This is a genomic window from Falsiphaeobacter marinintestinus (genome assembly GCF_007923355.1).
GTDB classification, from domain to species: domain Bacteria; phylum Pseudomonadota; class Alphaproteobacteria; order Rhodobacterales; family Rhodobacteraceae; genus Phaeobacter_A; species Phaeobacter_A marinintestinus.
The window spans coordinates 1-14,656 of record NZ_VOGO01000014.1 but is presented as its reverse complement, the minus strand read 5'-3'; the positions used below and the strand labels follow the sequence as shown (position 1 = coordinate 14,656).

The 14,656-nt window shown below is 59.6% G+C and carries 12 protein-coding genes; 8 read left to right on the top strand and 4 right to left on the bottom strand.

The window, feature by feature from the left end; all coding sequences use genetic code 11:
- Position 1 precedes the first annotated feature (1 nt).
- From FOY56_RS20700 to FOY56_RS20690, 3 genes are all read right to left on the bottom strand, one after another.
- Positions 2–835 carry a glycosyltransferase family 25 protein gene (locus FOY56_RS20700; RefSeq protein ID WP_146348063.1) on the bottom strand — a complete coding sequence of 278 codons (834 nt, stop codon included), beginning with the start codon at positions 833–835 and terminating at the stop codon, positions 2–4.
- On the bottom strand, positions 832–3,039 hold the full coding sequence (locus FOY56_RS20695; RefSeq protein ID WP_146348062.1) for an FkbM family methyltransferase: 2,208 nt from the start codon (positions 3,037–3,039) through the stop codon (positions 832–834). Before FOY56_RS20695 ends, FOY56_RS20700 begins: the two co-directional genes overlap by 4 nt.
- A gap of 84 nt (positions 3,040–3,123) precedes the next feature.
- Positions 3,124–5,448, bottom strand: coding sequence for a mechanosensitive ion channel family protein (locus tag FOY56_RS20690; RefSeq protein WP_146348130.1), 2,325 nt, complete (start codon positions 5,446–5,448; stop codon positions 3,124–3,126).
- A gap of 243 nt (positions 5,449–5,691) precedes the next feature.
- Between FOY56_RS20690 and FOY56_RS20685 the strand changes: the two genes are divergently transcribed.
- The 8 genes from FOY56_RS20685 to FOY56_RS20650 are packed head-to-tail and all read left to right on the top strand — an operon-like array spanning position 5,692 to position 13,488.
- Positions 5,692–6,972 (top strand): nucleotide sugar dehydrogenase, encoded by a 1,281-nt coding sequence (locus tag FOY56_RS20685; RefSeq protein WP_146348061.1) that lies wholly within the window; start codon positions 5,692–5,694, stop codon positions 6,970–6,972.
- Positions 6,973–6,977: 5 nt separating this feature from the next.
- Complete coding sequence (locus tag FOY56_RS20680; RefSeq protein ID WP_146348060.1) at positions 6,978–8,204, top strand: glycosyltransferase family protein; 1,227 nt, start codon at positions 6,978–6,980, stop codon at positions 8,202–8,204.
- Positions 8,201–9,442, top strand: coding sequence for a glycosyltransferase family 4 protein (locus FOY56_RS20675; protein WP_146348059.1), 1,242 nt, complete (start codon positions 8,201–8,203; stop codon positions 9,440–9,442). The genes FOY56_RS20680 and FOY56_RS20675 overlap by 4 nt, the downstream gene beginning before the upstream one ends.
- A 3-nt stretch (positions 9,443–9,445) precedes the next feature.
- The gene (locus FOY56_RS20670; protein ID WP_146348058.1) at positions 9,446–10,525 is read left to right on the top strand and encodes a glycosyltransferase family 4 protein; all 1,080 of its coding nucleotides are present in this window, start codon (positions 9,446–9,448) and stop codon (positions 10,523–10,525) included.
- Positions 10,522–11,112 (top strand): histidine phosphatase family protein, encoded by a 591-nt coding sequence (locus tag FOY56_RS20665; RefSeq protein WP_146348057.1) that lies wholly within the window; start codon positions 10,522–10,524, stop codon positions 11,110–11,112. The genes FOY56_RS20670 and FOY56_RS20665 overlap by 4 nt, the downstream gene beginning before the upstream one ends.
- Positions 11,109–12,251, top strand: coding sequence for a glycosyltransferase family protein (locus FOY56_RS20660; protein ID WP_146348056.1), 1,143 nt, complete (start codon positions 11,109–11,111; stop codon positions 12,249–12,251). Before FOY56_RS20665 ends, FOY56_RS20660 begins: the two co-directional genes overlap by 4 nt.
- Positions 12,248–13,015: a polysaccharide deacetylase family protein gene (locus tag FOY56_RS20655; protein WP_146348055.1), complete on the top strand. Its 768-nt coding sequence runs from the start codon at positions 12,248–12,250 to the stop codon at positions 13,013–13,015. Before FOY56_RS20660 ends, FOY56_RS20655 begins: the two co-directional genes overlap by 4 nt.
- Positions 13,012–13,488 (top strand): class I SAM-dependent methyltransferase, encoded by a 477-nt coding sequence (locus FOY56_RS20650; RefSeq protein ID WP_146348054.1) that lies wholly within the window; start codon positions 13,012–13,014, stop codon positions 13,486–13,488. The genes FOY56_RS20655 and FOY56_RS20650 overlap by 4 nt, the downstream gene beginning before the upstream one ends.
- Before the next feature lie 817 nt (positions 13,489–14,305).
- Here FOY56_RS20650 and FOY56_RS20645 read toward each other — a convergent pair.
- Positions 14,306–14,656: integrase core domain-containing protein (locus tag FOY56_RS20645; protein ID WP_146348053.1), on the bottom strand; the 351-nt coding region annotated here is incomplete at its 5' end.

Sequence of the window (14,656 nt, the reverse complement as noted above, 5' to 3'; positions counted from 1 at the left end):
GTTATTGCCGGTATGGTGGCAGGTCCGGCGCAAGGTCGGGCCGCGCGATAATACCGCCTGCCGCCAGCAGGGCGGTGTCGCCCCCCATCTTGCGGGATAGCCGTGTCTTCAATCGGGTCAGTTCCTTGCGCAGGCGGAACAGAACCGGCCCCTTGTTGGCCTTGCCCCCTGCCCGCATGGCATCCCCCCCGCGTTCGCTGCTGGCCATCACCCGAACCACGCCTGCATCGGCCACACACATCGCCTGAACAGCCACGGCCGGGAAAATCTGGGCTGGGTGGATGCCAGCGCGGGGCATAAACGCGAAGTCATCAAGCGTCATGCAGTACTGCTGGCTGTCGCTTAGCAACGCCGCAGCAGCCGTGCGCGAGATCGCATAACAAGCCGCGCTGGGAACATGTTCGCAGATTGGGCGGACCGACACGGTCTCCATGGCTTCTGGTGGCCCATACCGGCGGGCCGCATAGAACCCATCAAGCTTTACGATACCAAACCGTTCCAGCTCCAGCGAAGCGAGCGAGGTTGGAAAGCTGTCCGAAACAAGGATGTCGTCCTCGCATATCACGGCCCCCGGCAGCCCGTCGTCGATCACCCTCTGCCAGACCGCCCGGTGGCTTTCGAAGATGGCCTGTTCTGAGGCAAGCAGGCTCCACCGGTCATGCCACGATGCGGGCGCATATCCAGGCGCCGTGAACTCAGCCGCGCTGGCATCAACCGCAGAAAAACGCCGGACGTGATCCGCCAGCCCGACCGCGTCGAATTGTGCGCGCACTTCTTCGATCCGGTCAGGGACGCGGTCCAGATTGATCACAAAGATCGGCAGATCCGCCGTCATTTTCGGCCGCGAAAAAACTTGCGGATGCGATGCTTGGAGCGGGATTTTTCCTTGTCGCTCATGAATTCGTCGCCCGCTTTTTCGGCAGTGGTGTCATAAAGCAGCGGCTCAGAGGTCCAGGGATCAAACGGGATCATCTTACGCTCAAGCAGCGATGGCCGCGCAAAGCCCTGCGCCTGCCCGTTCAACAGTGACGCAAGGAACGAAAAGCTGCTGTTGGCCACACCGACATAATCCGCACAGGACAGTGCGGTGAAATCAGCAAAGAACTCGGGCTCATGATCGCTCAGGCCAAGATCGGTCGCCGAGATCACGTTGAATTCGGCAAAATCCGTCGCCGCCGCTTCAGGGTCATCCGTGGCAATATAGACCGACAGATCGGGGTGTTCTGTACGCAGGTCGCGCAGCCAATCGACGTACCATTCATTGGGCGTAATGAAGAAATATTTGTACCCATAATCACCGCGCCGCAGGTGAATGGCCGCAACCGGACCGGGTGCTGCATCAAAAGCAGCGCGGATTTGTGCAGCCCGTGCTGCATAGGGCGCACGCCACGCAAGGTCCTGCAGGACGATATCCTTGTAGGGCGCGTAGTACCGCATGTCGTACTGGAAATAGCCCAGAATATCAGTGTTCGGAAAGGTCACCGGCGCATTGGCGATGTTACAATCGTTCAGCCGCAATCCCTGTTGTTCGACCGAGAACGCCATCTTGGCCACATCAGGCGTGCCCGGCTGAACATGAAACAGCTGATCACCGATCCACGGCGGGTTGGCAAAATCGTAGCCGTGTTCTTCAGCATAGCAGCGCAGGAACATGTACTGGTATACCTGATTGGCAAATCGACCCATTTCGCCCAGACGGCTGTCAGTGACCATCGGACGCCGGACATATAGACCATCGCCCCGCTCGCGGCAGTCGGGCGTCATGGTCAGCACGCGCTCCATGCCAGCCTCGGCCAGAAAGTCGTCGATGTCATAAATCAGCGCGCGGCCATCAGTCGGCGCGTCATAGCATACTCCAAGCTGGATTGCGTCGACATGCTGCAACAGATCGGACGCGCCACGCAGCGCCTTCAGTTCAGCGCCTTGATTGTCCATCACGACCAGATTTAGGCGCGATGCATCAACGCCTGCGTCGGCCAGCGCCTTGTCCAGCCTGAAGGTTTGAACCGTGGTTTTCTCTTCCGGCATGGTCGACGCGACGGGCAGTCCGGGCTGATCACTACTGGCTAGATTGAACTCTGCCGTGCCATCTCTGTCCGACGCGGCACCTTCGATGACGATTATGTTGGAATCGTCGCTGTATGTGTCGCGCAGCCCCTGAGCCAGAGCCGGGTCAGCCTCGACCAACACGATAGGGCTAAGACCCAGCTTGCGGAACGCATCGACTTCTTGCCCCTGATGGGCACCGACCCGCAAAACACCGCGCGGTTCGATCCCGTGGCGCACGATTTCGTCGGTGCGCAGGGTGATATCCCCGGGCTCTCCGGCAAACATGGGGGCCAGACGGCCATGCACGGCCAAGACATTCGAAAACTGGTAGGTTTCGTCTGATTTCTGAAAGGTCTTGAGCTCGCTAAACTTGGGGCCCTTGACCAGAAACATCCGGTAGCCCGCGCGACGCAGCAACGACCAGACGTTTTCCAACGTGACACCGGCATCCTGAAACGTGCCGCCGTATTCGAATTGTATATAGTCGATCTGGCCGCGCCTGAGCAGGCGGTTCGCCCCGCGCAGCGCATCGTATTCAGCGCCTTTGACATCAAGCTTTAGAAAGTTGATCTGGCGGCGTTCGTCGCCCCAATAGGCATCCAGCGACGTGCAGGGCACGGTTTCTTCCGCGTACCCGGATGGCGGGATCTGTTCTTCAGCGTTCTTGGGTCGATAGATCGAGCTAAGCCGCGCATCGTCTCGGCAGGTGTGAAATGTGGTCTCACCCACGTGGTTGGACACGGCCAAGTGGTTGACCTGTGCACGGTCCGACAGGCGGTCCGCCACTTCGATGTGGGATGCGCCAGAGGCTTCGAACACGTGCAGTTCGGCCCGTGTTTGGTGCTTCAGCACCGCCTCGGACCACGCTCCGTGATGCGCGCCGACGTCAAAAACCACATCACCAGACTGAATGCAGCGCCGGATGATTTCGCTTTCTTCCAGCTGAATTGGATCTTCCCGGTCTTTCCGGCGCTTCTTGAACAGACGCACTCTGCTGTCACCCGTGTCTGGCTTGCCAATTTCGTCGCTTAGGTATCAATGCAGGCGGGTTTAGGCAATCAAAACCCCCTCAGGCTATCGGTCATCCCCGCCCGGCCCGATGTCATCCAGATAATCTTCGTCAATCGCGGCCTCGACCGCGCCGGTGATGGCGTTGCGCTGACTCTGTGTCAGATTTTCCGTTTCGGCCCCATCGGCCAGCCTTACGGTGACTTCGCGATGCGCAAATTTGATGCCTTCCTTGGCAAACAGTTCACGAATGTCCTGATAGACTTTCTTGCGCACCAGCCATTGATCGCCGGGTTTGGTCATGAACTTGACCCGGATGATCATGGCGCTGTCCTGCATTTCGATCACGCCTTGCGATTTCAGCGGCTGGATAAAGTTCTCTCCGATCACCGGGTCTTCCAGCAACTGCTGCCCCAACTTCTTGATCAGCTTGCGTACTTTTTCAACGTCAGTGTCATAAGTGACCCGCAGCGGCAGTTTCATGATCACCCAGTCGCGCGAATAGTTGGTCAGAACCTTGATCTCACCAAACGGGATCGTATTCAGCGCGCCAAGGTGGTGGCGCAGCTGGAACGAACGGACCGAGATCTTTTCGACCGTGCCCTTAACATCGCCAATATCGATGTATTCGCCCTTGCGGAACGCATCATCGATCAGGAAGAACGCACCCGAGAAGATATCGCGCACAAGGGTCTGCGCACCAAAGCCGACGGCCAGACCGACAACACCAGCACCTGCGAACAGCGGGCTGACATTGATACCCAGCTCCATCAGAATAATCAGGCTGATCGAAACGACGACCACCGACAGGATCGCACCCCGAAACAGGGGCAAAAGGGTCGCCAGACGACTGACAGTGACCTCGCCGCCTTCGTCGCCCATTTCGGCTGGTTGGCCGTCGACCAGTTCATCGTCAATCTTGGTGTCGATCCAGATGCGGAAGGCATGGTAAACGATATAGCCGAGAAACAGCACGATCGACACATCCATCATGCGGCTGAGCAACGTGTCGTCAGACAGATCGATATCTGGCATCCAGAGAAAGATCAGCACCCGTGATCCGGCAACGAAGGCCAGAATGCCAGCAACCCGGCGCGCAAGGTCTTCGAAGGTGGACAAATCGTGCCGCCGGACGGTGACAGGCATCAGTCCGTCCGCCACCTCTTGGGCGTCATGTTCAGACTTCAGGCGATTGACCTCGCGGGCGCGGTCAAAATACCGCTCGATCACGAAATTGATCACGCCATAGACAACAACAATCGGCAGCAGGATCCCATAAGATCCGGCGACCAGCGGCAGGGAAATGTCATTCTCGGTGACCAGATCAAAGCTGAGTTCAAGCCAGCTGAACACCACATAGATCAACCCGAGAGGGGCCCAGGCAAACGACACAAAGCGGGTGAGCCAGCCAACCTGATCGGCATCTTTACCGTTGCGGATGGCGCGAGAGATCGGCCCGGCATTGAACAGGATAAGCAACGCTGTGCCCACCGCTCCAATCAGCGAGAGTACGCCGTACAGAAGGGCATATACGTTATAGTTCAGTCCGAAATCTGCGATCCACGTGCTGAACACCAACGCCGAAATGTCAAAGGTGGCAAGGATCCAGGCCCAGCGATACAGCCGCAGCGCTTCACGGTCAGTGAACTTCGGAATCCGGTATTGCGACAGAAACGGCGACAGGATCATCCGCCACAGATCCGATATGACCCGGATCACGAAAAAGGCGACGAGAATCGCGGTGACCGTGAACCGGACCGAGATATCTTCAACCTGACCAAAGAATATCAAACCAAGAAGCGCGGTTAGCACGATGCAGATCAGCGTGGCAGCAACGCCGAGCATGAACCGAAAGATCAAAAACGGCATCTTTCCGGAATAGCCTTGCGGGTCTTCCAGGATGCGTGGTTCGACGATTTGTCTGGCAAACCGCATACTGAACAGCCGAAACGTGATGTATCGCGACACCGCAAGCAGAACCAGATTGATGAACAGCACCCAGGCATAGGTCATAATCCGACCGTCAGGGCTGGTGGCGCGCAGGATATAGGAAACTTCGGTAATCGAATCGGGCAGCGAAGCCAGCCTTTCATCCAAAGTTTCGTTAAACTCATGCATGCGCGACTGCGCTTCCATCAGCGGGGACGCGCCATCTTTGTGGTCGTCGCCAGCCGCTGGCGCCGGTTTGGTCGGACTGGTGGTGATGACCTGGCCGTTGGCATCGATCACGATCACCCCGACACCGGCATCGGCCGCCTGCTGGATCGCATCACTTAAGGTGCTGGTGTCTTTGCTTTTGCTGCCCGTCAGTTGGGCCAATTGGGCCGAAATCTGGCCTGCTGGCAAAAGCAAAACCAGCGTCAACATCCACAGGCTCAGAAGTCTTTTCATCATTCGTTCCGTCCAGAGCCCGTGACAGGCGTTCGCCCCACGCTACTCGACACGCAATACCGGCGCAATTGCCCCACCTTCAAGATCATACACATGTCAAAAACAGGTTTTCATCCTGCCCTGATTTCACTATTTGGGCGCTAGCGCGGCCCGATGGGGCCGGGCGCATCCAATAGACACCCACAGCAGGCACCCCTTTACCTGCGCGCAACCCGCAAGACGGGGCAGGACGGGAGGCAGGCCATGGCAACGCAAACCGGGCAGGAATCGATTGCGGTTCTCGGACTGGGCTATGTCGGGTTGCCGCTGGCCGTCGCTCTGGCGCGCGCCGGGTTTTCGACGCTGGGGTTTGACACAGACACCGACCACGTTGCGGCGTTGCAGGATGGGCAGGACAAGAACGGCGAAGTGTCAGAAGCGTCGTTGAAGGCCAGTTCGGTTCGTTTTGCCGCTGATCCTGAAGCGCTAACAGGCTGCACTGTGTTTATCATCGCCGTGCCAACGCCGATCACCGATGCCAAGACACCGGATCTGACCCCATTGCAGGCGGCCTGCCGGATGATTGCGCCATATCTGACCCCCGGCGCCTTGGTGATCGTGGAATCCACGGTCTATCCCGGCGTGACCGAAGACGTCTGCGGACCGGTTCTGGCAACCGAAAGCGGACTGGCGCTGTATGACGATATCCGGCTGGCCTATTCGCCCGAACGTGTGAACCCGGGCGATGCCGAACACTCGATGGAAAACGTGGTCAAGATCATCTCGGCGCAGGACGACGCCACGCTGGATCGGGTCGATGCGATCTATGCCCCTGTGGTCAAAGCCGGGTTGCACCGTGCCAGTTCGATCATGACAGCCGAAGCCGCCAAGGTGATCGAAAACACCCAACGCGATCTGAATATTGCTTTGGTCAACGAATTCTCGTTGATCTTTTCGCGCCTTGGGCTGGACACGTTGGAAGTGTTGGAAGCCGCCGGAACCAAGTGGAATTTCCTGCCGTTCAAGCCGGGCCTTGTCGGCGGTCATTGCATCGGAGTTGATCCATATTACCTGACCTATCGCGCCGAACAGATGGGATATCACCCGCAGGTGATTCTGGCCGGGCGGCGCATCAATGACCAGATGGGTGTGCATGTGACGCAAGAACTGATCAAGGCGTTGCTGAAGGCCGGGATTGATCCCAGCAAGGCGCGCGTGCTGGTGATGGGCTTTACCTTCAAGGAAAACTGCGCCGATACGCGCAACACGCGGGTTGCCGATATCGTCAGCGAATTGACCGAATATTCAGTCGCGGCTGATGTGTTTGACCCTTGGGTGGATGATGCAGCCGTGCAGGCGGAATATGGGATTTCGCCCATCATTGCGCCAGATACCGGGGCATATGACGCCATAATCGTTGCCGTTGCGCATAACGAGTTCGTGAAAATGGGCAGCGACGCCATTCGGGCCTTGGGCAAACCGGGTGCGGTTCTCTACGATATCAAGGGAATTTTTGGCAAGGCGGGCTCGGACCTCAGACTGTGAACTTCATGACCCTGCCCGCATCCTCTCAGCCAAATGCCCCTGTCAAAGCGCGCGCGCCGCGCATTATGCTGTACAGCCATGACACGTTCGGGCTGGGCCATCTCAGACGCTCGCGCGCGTTGGCGGCCGCGATTACGGATGCCATCCCGGACGCGTCCGCCTTGATCCTGACCGGGTCGCCCGTCGCCGGGCGTTTTGCTTTTGCCGACAGAGTCGACCATATCCGACTGCCCGGTGTCACCAAGCTGAGCGACGGAAGCTATGCATCGCAAGCGATCGGGCTGGACATCGAAGACGTCACCGAACTGCGGTCGGAACTGATCCTGACATCGGCCAAACAATACGACCCGGATGTGCTGATCGTCGACAAGGAACCGACCGGGTTTCGTGGTGAGCTGATCCCGACGCTGGATCATTTCCGCGAAACCGGACGCACCAAGATTGTCCTGGGGCTGCGCGACGTGCTGGATGAACCCGAGGTTCTGGCTGTCGAGTGGGAACGCAAGGGCGCGCTGCAGGCAACCGAAACCTACTACGATGAAATCTGGGTTTACGGACAACGGTCGATCTATGATCCGACCGCCGGGCTTGATCTGACGGAGGCTGCGCAGAAACGTATCCGCTGGACCGGCTATTTGCGCCGCGATCTGGGCGATGTCGGGGATCCGCCTGAACAACCTTACGTGCTGATTACACCTGGTGGCGGTGGAGATGGCCGCGCAATGGTTGATCTGGTGTTGTCAGCTTATGAGCAAGACCCGGATCTGTCGCCACGTGCGGTGCTGGTTTACGGACCGTTCCTGTCGGGCGAAACCCGGGATGATTTTGAAACGCGGGTTGAGAAGCTGAATGGCCGTGTCACGGCTGTCGGGTTCGAATCCCGTATTGAGACCTTGTTTGCCGGCGCCGAAAGCGTTGTGTGCATGGGCGGCTATAACACCTTCTGCGAGGTGCTGTCGTTCGACAAACGCGCCGTGATCGTGCCCCGCACCGTCCCGCGCCTTGAACAGTGGATACGCGCCAGCCGCGCCGAAGATCTTGGCCTTGTCCGCATGCTGGAAGAAACCCGCGACGGGTTGTCCCCGCAATCGATGATCCGTGCCATTCGTGCCCTGCCCGATCAACAACTGCCCTCGGAATCGGGCAGCGACGGATTGCTTGACGGGCTCGACTGCGTGACCCGCCGCATTGCCGCCCTTCTGGGCCAGGACGAGACGTCAAACCCCTCATGACACCCACCGATCCCCCGCTTGCCGTTCTGGTCAAGGGCTGGCCTCGCTTGTCCGAAACCTTTATCGCGCAGGAACTTGTTGCGCTGGAAGACGCCGGACACCGGTTCGATATCTGGTCCCTGCGCCACCCGACGGACACCAAGCGCCATCCGTTGCATGACCGCTTGAATGCGCGGGTGTTTTACCTGCCCGAGTATCTGTACGATGAACCGCAGCGTGTCTGGGCCGCCCGTTCTGTCGCGCAGACCTTGCCGGGATATGCCGAGGCGTATCGTGTTTGGCGCGCAGATCTGCGCCGCGATCTGACCCACAACCGCATTCGCCGGTTCGGGCAGGCCTGTGTTCTGGCCGCAGAGCTGACCGGCGACGCCCGAGCGTTATATGCGCATTTCATGCACACGCCGTCCTCGGTCGCGCGATATGCTGCGATCATGCGCGGCCTGCCATGGAGCTTTTCGGCCCATGCCAAAGACATCTGGACCTCGCCCGAGTGGGAAAAACGCGAAAAGCTGACCGCCACGACCCATGGCGCGGCCTTTGGGGCGACCTGCACAGCCTATGGCGCCGAACACCTGCAATCTTTGGCGGATGATCCGGGTCGTGTTGATCTGATCTATCACGGGTTGGATCTGACCCGGTTTCCGGCACCACCCACGCGCGTTGCGCGACAGGTCAATGACCCGTTTCGCATCGTTTCGGTTGGCCGACTGGTCGAAAAGAAGGGCTTTGACAGGCTTGTCGCGGCGCTGTCCATGTTGCCCGACGACGTGGATTGGCACTGGATCCATATCGGCGGCGGCACGCTTGGCACGGCGCTGGAGGCTCTGGCCGCTGACCTTGGGATTGGCGACCGCATTACATGGCGCGGCGCCTGCAATCAGCCCGAGGTGATCGATGCCATGCGCAGCGCCGATCTGTTCGCCCTGCCCAGCCGGATTGCATCGGATGGCGATCGCGACGGGTTGCCGAATGTGCTGATGGAAGCGGCCTCGCAAAAACTGGCGATCCTGTCGACCGCTGTCGCCGCGATCCCCGAGTTTATCGATAGCGGCACGCATGGGCTGTTGGCGGATGACGCACCCGACGCGCTGGCCGCCGCCATGACCCAGATCGCCCACGACCCTGCAGGCTCTGCGCGCATGGCCGACGCCGCTTATGACCGGCTGATCGCAGACTTCGGCATGGACCCCGGCATCGCGCGGCTGTCATCCCGTCTGACAGCATTGCTGGACGGTTAAACCATGACGCGGGTCGCCTTTTTCGCCCCCATGAAGCCGCCCGATGACCCTGTCCCGTCTGGCGACCGCGAAATGGCCCGCAATCTGATCACTGCCATTGGCGCAAACCGCGCGCAGGTCGATCTGGTGTCAAACCTGCGCCTGCGGGATTCCAAAGGCGATGCCGTCAAACAGGACGCCTTGCGCGAGGCTGCCAAGGCCGAGGTCGCCCGTCTGATCGAAACCTTGCCTGCCAACACCGACCTGTGGGTCACCTATCACAACTATTACAAGGTCCCCGATCTGATTGGCCCCGCCGTCTGCAAGGCGCGGGGATTACCTTATGTACAAATCGAAGCCTCGCGCGCCAAAAGCCGCCTGACCGGGCGTTGGGCCGGGTTTGCCAAATCGGCTGAAGAGGCCTGCGATGCCGCCGATGTGGTGTTCTACCTGACGGCCCATGATCGCCTCGCATTAGAACGAGACCGGTTGGCGCATCAGACCCTGGCGCATTTGCCACCGTTTCTGCCCGATGAAGATCTGCCCAAACCATCAGATTGCACGGGTCCAATGCTGACCGTTGGGATGATGCGCGACGGGGATAAGTTGGCGTCGTACCGGGTGATCGCCGACACGCTGCCGCACTTGACCGCGCCCGATTGGCGGCTGGACATCGTCGGCGATGGCTCTGCCCGGTCCGAGGTCGAAGCGATGATGGCCCAGTTTGGCAAGCGCGTGCAGTTCCTTGGCCAACTTGATCGCCCGGCGCTGAAGCATGTTTATGCAAACGCGGGAGCTTTCCTGTGGCCCGGTGTCAATGAAGGCTTCGGCATGGTCTATCTGGAAGCGCAGGCCGCCGGAGTTCCTGTGATCGCGCAGGACCGCCCCGGAGTGCGCGACGTGATCCTGCCCGGTTCATATCCAGCGCCCGAAGATGGGCCGGTTGCCCTTGCCGCAAAGATTGATACGCTTTTGACCGACCCGGCCCTGCGCCGCAAAACCGGGGCCGCCGCGCGGGACATGGTGCAGGCCAGCCATCTGCGCCCCGCTGCAACGGACCGGTTCTGGGCCGTCGTCGCGCCGCTTCTGGAGGATCACGCATGATAAGATTGGCAATGCTGCGCCACGGCCACACCGCATGGAACCGCGCCGGACGCATTCAGGGCGCAAGTGATATCCCTCTGGATGACGATGCGCGCACCGAGTTGGCACAGTACCATTTGCCAGCGCCATGGGATTCAGCCGATCTGTGGTCCAGCCCGTTGGGCCGCGCCGAAGAAACCGCACGGATTGTCAGCGGCCGTGCCCCTCGCATCGCGCCTGAACTGACCGAGATGAACTGGGGTGAATGGGAAGGCCAGCGCGGTGTCGACCTGCTGGAAACACCTAACAGCGGGTTCCGGCATATCGAAGATTGGGGCTGGGACTATCATGCGCCCGGCGGCGAAAGCCCCGCTGATCTGTGGTCCCGCCTGCAGCCATGGGTGGCGTCATTGCAATCCGACGCGGTTGTCGTTTGCCATATCGGGATCATGCGCATTCTGCTGGCCCGCGCCCATGGATGGGATTTCGACGGACCCGCCCCGTTCCGCATCAAACGCAACCGGTTGTTCGTTTTGCACGTCGACGGGACACGCCTGAGCGCTGAACCGGACCCTGTTCGCCTGATCCGAGAAACGGCTGCATCGTGAAGGTTCTGATCAGCGTCACGCATCTTTTGGGAACCGGCCATCTAAGCCGCGCGCTGACCCTTGCCCGGGCCTTTGCCGCTGATGGGCACATTGTAAAGCTGTGTTCGGGGGGAATGCCCGCGCCGCAGCTTGATCATTCAGGTGTGGAAATCATCCAGTTGCCGCCTTTGCGATCCGATGGGACCAATTTCACGACGTTGCTGGACCAACATGGCGGGCGGGTAAACGACGCCCTGTTGGCTGAACGGCAGGCCGTGCAAAAGGCCACTCTGACCAGCTTTCAGCCCGATATCCTGATCACCGAACTGTTCCCCTTTGGCCGCCGCATCCTGTCGGAAGAGTTTCTGGATGTGCTCAACGCCGCCCACGCAATGGCACACCGGCCCATTGTTCTGTCATCGATCCGGGACATCCTTGCCCCGCCATCGAAACCGGCCAAGGCCGAGCGGGCTGACCAGATTATCGAACAGCTTTATGATGCTGTGCTGGTGCATTCTGATCCTCAGACCACCCGGCTGGAGCGCAGTTGGCCAGTGTCAGAGATGCTGCGGGACAAGCTGCGGTATACCGGATATGTCGCCCCTCCGGCGGCTGGCGTGCATCCGGACCGCGCGGGCGACAGCGAGATCCTTGTCAGTGCCGGGGGCGGCTCAGTCGGGACACGATTGTTTCAAACCGCTGTCGATGCGGCCCGACTGATGCCCGACGCGCGCTGGCGGCTTTTGGTCGGAGGAAGCGATGCTGGCGACCGGATTGCGGCGTTGCGTGAGCAGGCGCAAGGCACAGCAACGATCATCGAACCGGCCCGGCCCGATTTTCGCCAGATGCTGAAACACGCGGCGGCATCGGTCAGCATGTGCGGGTACAATACGGCGTTGGATCTGTTGCAGGCCGGAACGCCGTCGGTTTTGATCCCCTTTGACGCAGGCAACGAGGTCGAACAGGGGCTGCGCGCCGAAAGCCTCGCCGCCCTGACCGGGTTTTCGGTTCTGCGAAGTGCACAAATGACACCGGATGCCTTGCGCCTGGCGGTCACTCAGGTGCTTGAGCAAGGGCCTCGGCAGGATCTTTCGCTGGGTTTCGACGGGGCAGAGCAATCCGTTTCAATCGCTTGCAGGATGGTTAGGGCACGGTCATGACACTTGATTGGTCTTCTCTGGATGCCGAACTGGCAATGTGGACCGAGCAGGGCCTGACCTTGCCCGTCTGGTGGCGCGACGACGATGCCGTAGCGCCGACGGCGGCGCTTGGTCGCTTGACCGCTCTGTCCGACCAGACCGGGCTGAACGTTCATCTGGCCATCATTCCATCGGGCGCGACGCCCGCTCTGGTGGCGGCAGTACGGGCCAACCCGACGTTGATCCCGGTTGTGCACGGTTGGGCGCATCGCAACCATGCGCCTCTGGGCGAGAAGAAAGCTGAGTTCGGAGCGCACAGGCCAACGGCGGCGGCGTTGGAAGATGCGAGGGCTGGGCTTGAGCGATTGACGTCGTTGTTCGGTGATAGTCTGAGGCAAATGTTCGTGCCCCCCTGGAACCGCATCGCGCCCGAGGTTGTGATCGGATTGCCAGCGCTGGGGTATACCGCAATGTCGACTTTCACGCCGCGCAAGGCGGCGATGGCGGCGCCGGGTCTGGCCTGTATCAACACGCATCTGGATCCGATTGACTGGAAGGGCAGCCGGTCGCTGGTGGCACCTGATCGGCTGATCGCGCAGATCGCTGGACAACTGGCGGACCGACGCGAAGGGCGGGCGGACAACGCGGAACCTTATGGCCTGTTGACGCATCACCTTGCACATGACGACGCGATCTGGGAGTTCATGGCAGCGCTTGTGACCCGACTGATGGCCGGGCCCGTGCGTCCGTGGATTGCTGCAACCAAAAAGGATCTAACCCTATGAGTCGATTGGATTCTATGCTTCGCCGTCTGGCTGCTCAGCGGGATGGGCTGAACTGGATGGCGGACCAGATTACCGGGATCGAGGGCGACGTGGTCGATTTCGGGCTGGGCAACGGGCGCACCTATGACCATCTGCGTGAAATCCTGCCGGACCGCCGCATCTGGGTGATGGACCGGGTGCTGCAATGCCATCCGTCCTGCACCCCCCCGGCCGAGGATTTCCTGCAGGGTGAAGCCGAACCGATGTTGCGTAAACTGCGGGAAACAGGGGTAAAAATCGCCCTGGCGCATTACGATTTCGGATCTGGGATCAAAGACAACGACGTGGCTGAATCGGCCCGTCTGAGCCCGCTGATCGCGGCGATCATGCAACCCGGCGGATACCTTGTGTCGGGCCAGCCGCTGGTCGGATTCGAGCAGATCAAAGGACCTGACACCATCGCGCCAGACCGATATCTGTTCTACCGCGCCTAGGAGCGTTCGCCCGGTTAATCCACAATTCGGGACGGGTTATGCAGGGCTGCGCCACTTAAGGACGCATGCAAATCGGAGGGTTTCCCGCCGCTTTCGTACGAAATCGGGATACATGAAATGCGCCTATATCCCGGATTGGGGACTCTGCACCCGGTTTCGTACGATTTGACCCGATTGCGCAGGCTGCGGCGCAAAATTTGGTTAACGCGGGGCGATTCACCGCAGACGACGCCCCATCCGACATCCCCGTCTTGATCGTAACAGGCATGGTTCAAAAACAGGATGTCCAACGTGCGGGCAACCTGACCGACATGCAGGGGATGACTTTGACAGGACATTCATTCACCGACTCAACAACGGCAGAAACGTGGGACAAAATGCCGTTTATCTGCGAACACGCTACTACCGCTTCCGGCCCAAACCGGAACTTCGACTCATTCTTGATCGCCGCGGTGCAGCTTCACCAGAGCGGACACTCACCTATCTTACTGCATCCTAGGCGATCAATGGCTTGAGTGCGAACACAACAGCGTTTAAATTGGTGCCAATTTGGCAAAATGATGAGCGCTAGGCCAATGCTAAATCTTTATTTGGGAGCTTTATTTGGGAGTATGTTATGCAGGGCTTCGAACCAAATCCGTTGACCAAGCTATTCCCACTGGCGGTCGGCGCATTTGGGTGGCAGATACACGGATTGCTAATCGGTCTAATCCTTGCAGTGATATACATCGGCATCGTAATAGCTTCGAACGCTCAGGTTATGGTAAATGCGCCCGACGGTAATCCCCCCATTTTTAATGGGGTCCAGCCGTAGAATTCAGGCGGCTGCTTTCAGTTTCATTGCGGGTGTGATGCCGCCGATGCCCATGTTGGGTCGCTCGTTGTTGTAAGTCCAGAGCCATTCCGTTGCCTGGTCCTGTGCCTCCTCGATGGTTTCAAAGATGTACTGACCCAACCACTCGCCGCGAACGGTGCGATTGTAACGCTCAATGTAGGCGTTCTGCTGGGGCTTGCCCGGCTGGATGTATTCAAGCCGAATGTTGCGCTTTTGGGCCCATGCCATGAGCGTGCCACTGACATATTCGGGTCCATTATCGACACGAATTGCCTGCGGTTGTCCGCGCCATTCAATGATCTGGTTCAGACTTCGGACGACCCTTTCTGCAGG

Coding starts and splice junctions, on each gene's coding strand:
- FOY56_RS20680 (WP_146348060.1), top strand. CDS start 6,978: ATGACCCTGCCCGCATCCTCTCAGCCAAATGCCCCTGTCAAAGCGCGC.
- FOY56_RS20650 (WP_146348054.1), top strand. CDS start 13,012: ATGAGTCGATTGGATTCTATGCTTCGCCGTCTGGCTGCTCAGCGGGAT.
- FOY56_RS20665 (WP_146348057.1), top strand. CDS start 10,522: ATGATAAGATTGGCAATGCTGCGCCACGGCCACACCGCATGGAACCGC.
- FOY56_RS20685 (WP_146348061.1), top strand. CDS start 5,692: ATGGCAACGCAAACCGGGCAGGAATCGATTGCGGTTCTCGGACTGGGC.
- FOY56_RS20670 (WP_146348058.1), top strand. CDS start 9,446: ATGACGCGGGTCGCCTTTTTCGCCCCCATGAAGCCGCCCGATGACCCT.
- FOY56_RS20655 (WP_146348055.1), top strand. CDS start 12,248: ATGACACTTGATTGGTCTTCTCTGGATGCCGAACTGGCAATGTGGACC.
- FOY56_RS20675 (WP_146348059.1), top strand. CDS start 8,201: ATGACACCCACCGATCCCCCGCTTGCCGTTCTGGTCAAGGGCTGGCCT.
- FOY56_RS20700 (WP_146348063.1), bottom strand. CDS start 835: ATGACGGCGGATCTGCCGATCTTTGTGATCAATCTGGACCGCGTCCCT.
- FOY56_RS20690 (WP_146348130.1), bottom strand. CDS start 5,448: ATGAAAAGACTTCTGAGCCTGTGGATGTTGACGCTGGTTTTGCTTTTG.